At 53.4% G+C, this 3,383-nt stretch carries 3 protein-coding genes; all 3 read right to left on the reverse strand.

The genetic code is table 11. From position 1 onward, the window contains the following. Window positions 1–1,214, reverse strand: a 1,214-nt coding sequence (locus B3F49_RS03925) for a diaminopimelate decarboxylase (RefSeq protein ID WP_293909106.1), incomplete at its 3' end; no start/stop codon positions are given. Then, on the reverse strand, window positions 1,211–2,440 hold the full coding sequence (locus B3F49_RS03930) for an LL-diaminopimelate aminotransferase (protein ID WP_293892106.1): 1,230 nt from the start codon (window positions 2,438–2,440) through the stop codon (window positions 1,211–1,213). The genes B3F49_RS03925 and B3F49_RS03930, both read right to left, overlap by 4 nt. A 5-nt stretch (window positions 2,441–2,445) precedes the next feature. Next, window positions 2,446–3,357, reverse strand: a complete 912-nt coding sequence (dapA, locus tag B3F49_RS03935) for a 4-hydroxy-tetrahydrodipicolinate synthase (RefSeq protein WP_293892109.1) — start codon at window positions 3,355–3,357, stop codon at window positions 2,446–2,448. Window positions 3,358–3,383 lie beyond the last annotated feature (26 nt).

Consider the following 3,383-nt stretch of genomic DNA (forward strand, 5'->3'; position numbering starts at 1 on the left):
TAGGTTTGCGCCCTGCGAATCATAACCACCGAACCATCGCGCTTGAGCAGATACTCGGCACAGCGGAGCTTTCCATTGTAGTTGAAGCCCATGCTGTGACCGTGGGCCCCTGCATCATGAATCACTACAACATCGCCCTTCTGCACTTCGGGCAGCATGCGGTCGATGGCAAACTTGTCGTTGTTCTCGCACAGCGACCCGGTTACATCATAGGTATGGTCGCAAGGCATCGTATCCTTTCCCACCACGGTGATATGGTGATAGGAACCATACAGGGCGGGACGCATAAGATTCGCCATCGATGCATCAAGGCCGACATAGTCCTTGTACTTTTTCGTTACATGCAGGACTTTGCTGACAAGGTACCCATATGGACCGGTGATCACCCGTCCACACTCGAAGACAATCTGAAGTGGATCCAGGCCTGCCGGAACAATCATGCTCTCATAGAGCTCATGCATATCATTGCTGACCTTTGCAAGGTCCATCGCCTCCTGGTCGGGACGGTATGGTATGCCGATGCCGCCTCCCATGTCGATGAACTCAATGCGTACGCCTGCCTCTTTGTGGATGCGGATGGCAAGGTCGAAGAGCATGCGGGCGGTCTCAACGATGTACGATCCATCCAATTCGTTGGATGCAACCATGGTATGAAGACCAAAGTGCTTGACTCCCTTCTCTTTCATGATCCTGTAGCAATCGATGATCTGGGCCGTGGTCACCCCGTACTTAGCCTCCACCGGGTTGCCGATGATGGCATTGCCGGTACGGTCAGGACCGGGATTATACCTGAAACAGATGGTATCGGGAGTCGTCCCAACCGCCTGCTGGAGCGCTTCTATGTGGGTAATATCATCCAGGTTGATGATGGCCCCGAGGTCATAGGCCGCCTTGAATTCCTCAGACGGGGTGTCATTGCTGGTAAACATGATTTTTTTGCCGGTGATGCCGCAAGCCTTGGCAAGCAGCAGTTCAGGCAGGGAGGAGCAGTCTGCTCCGAACCCCTCTTGGGCCAGGAGCTTGAGAATGGTTGGGTTGGGACAAGCTTTTACCGCATAGTAATTGCAAAAACCGGGTGCCCAAGCAAAGAGTCTCTTGAAACTCCGAGCATGCTCGATCATCGCTTTTTCATCGTACAAGTAGAACGGGGTCGGCAATTGGGAAGCCAGCTCGAGCATCTGTCCATGACCTATCGGTAGCTTTTTCTCACTCATATCTTCAAATTCTCCTCAATCATCTGCATAGCCTGGACAACCTGTTCGCGATGGCCGTACGACGAAACCCTCACAAAATTCCTGCCGGCCGGGCCGAATCCACTTCCCGGGGTCACCACCACATGGCAGGTATCGAGCAACAGGTCGAAGAAATCCCAACTCTCCATACCATTGGGAGTCTTCGCCCAGATATACGGACTGTTGATCCCACCATAGACCGTCAAGCCAACTTTGGTAAGCCCTTCACGGATGATCCTGGCATTTTCCAAGTAGTATGCGACCAAGGCCCTGCTTTGCTCGTATCCCTCTCCGGCCAACGCAGCATATCCACCCTTCTGGGCAATGTTGCTTGCACCGTTGAAGAACGTGCATTGCCGGCGGTTCCACATCGAATTGAGCACGGTTGGAGGAGCATCCTCACAGACCAGTGCCTTGGGTACGATGGTCCAACCAAGCCGGACACCGGTAAAACCGGAAAACTTGGAGAAACTGTTTATCTCGATGGCGCACTCCTTGGCCCCTTCCACTTCATAGATGGAGCGGGGATACCCGGCTTCGGTGATGTACTCGCTGTAGGCGCTGTCGAATATGATGACACTCTTGTGCGCTCGTGCGTAATCGACAAAGACCTTCAGCTGGTCATAGGATGCTACCGAGCCTGTGGGATTGTTCGGACTGCACAGGTAAATCAAGTCCACCTTCTGTTTCGGAGGCTCGGGAATGAACCCATTCTCCTCCGTGCTTGCCAAATAGACAAAGCCGTCGTAGCAACCCTTCTCCTTATTGAAAAGCCCGGTACGCCCTCCGACTACATTGCTGTCCACATACACTGGATAGGCAGGGTCTTGAATGGCAACAATATTGTTTTCACCAAACAGGTCCTGAATGTTGGCAGCATCACTCTTGGCCCCGTCACTGACAAAGAACTCGGTGCTTTCCAACTCTACTCCGTAGCGCCGGTAGTAGGCGACCAAGGCCTCGCGCAGGTAGGCATCTCCCTGCTCATCACCGTATCCGGTATAGGTGCTGCGATCTGAAAGAGCGTCAATCTTCTCCTTCATTGCATTGCAGACTGCCCTGGGAAGAGCTTCGGTGGTATTGCCGATGCCCAAGCGAAGGACAGGCACTCCTGGATGGGTCTTCTGCCAGGCACTTGTTCTGCGGGCGATTTCCGGAAAGAGGTACCCGCTTGCAAGCTTTTGATAATTCGTATTGATCGTAGCCATGAACACTATCTCCTTGCTATCGCCCCAAGCTCATCCAATGCATCAAGTTCTGCATAGAGGCGGACCCTGTTCTCTTCATTCTCAAAACTGCACAGCGGGAGCCTGAACGACTCTTCGCACCAGCCGTACCGTGCCATGGCCGTCTTGATCGGGATGGGATTGGTTTCCAAGAAACAAGCCTTGAAGAAACCAGCAAGCTTCGCCTCCATCTCCCGCGCTGCAGCAAACTTGCCTCCCAGGGCAAGGTGAATCATTTTTGAGATATAGGCTGGGCAGATGTTCGATGCGACACTGATGACACCGTCACCACCGCTCTCGATCAAGGCCAAGGAGAGATTGTCATCACCACTGAGTACATGGAACTTGCCATGTGTGGCATCAATGACCGCGCGCATCTGTTCTAGGCTGCCGCTGGCTTCCTTGACTCCCACAATGTTCGAGCAGGCATCGCTGAGAGCCTTTACCGTTTCGGTTTCAATATTCACACCCGTTCTTCCCTTGATATTGTAGAGAATGCAGGGAATGTCGACGCTCTCGGCAATTGCTTTGAAGTGGAGATACAAACCCTTCTGGGTAGGCTTGTTATAGTAGGGATTGACCAGCAGCACAGCATCAGCTCCCACCTGCTGGGCATGCCGGGAGAGCCTGATAGCCTCGCTGGTGGCATTGGAGCCGGTGCCTGCAATGACAGGAACCCGGCCGTTGGCAAATTTGACGGTCAGGGCGATGGTGCGGTCATGCTCGTCGTGACTGAGCGTCGGGCTCTCCCCGGTAGTGCCGCAGGGCACCAACCCGTCGATGCCGCTTTGAATCTGCATCTCGATGATCTGCTCAAGGCGCTCTTCATCCAGATTGTCCTTCTTGGTGAACGGGGTGATCAACGCAGTATGAACCCCCTTGAAACTCAATTCTTTCATACATTCTTCTCCACTGATAGATATAC

The organism is Sphaerochaeta sp. UBA5836 (assembly GCF_002432845.1).
GTDB lineage: Bacteria > Spirochaetota > Spirochaetia > Sphaerochaetales > Sphaerochaetaceae > Sphaerochaeta.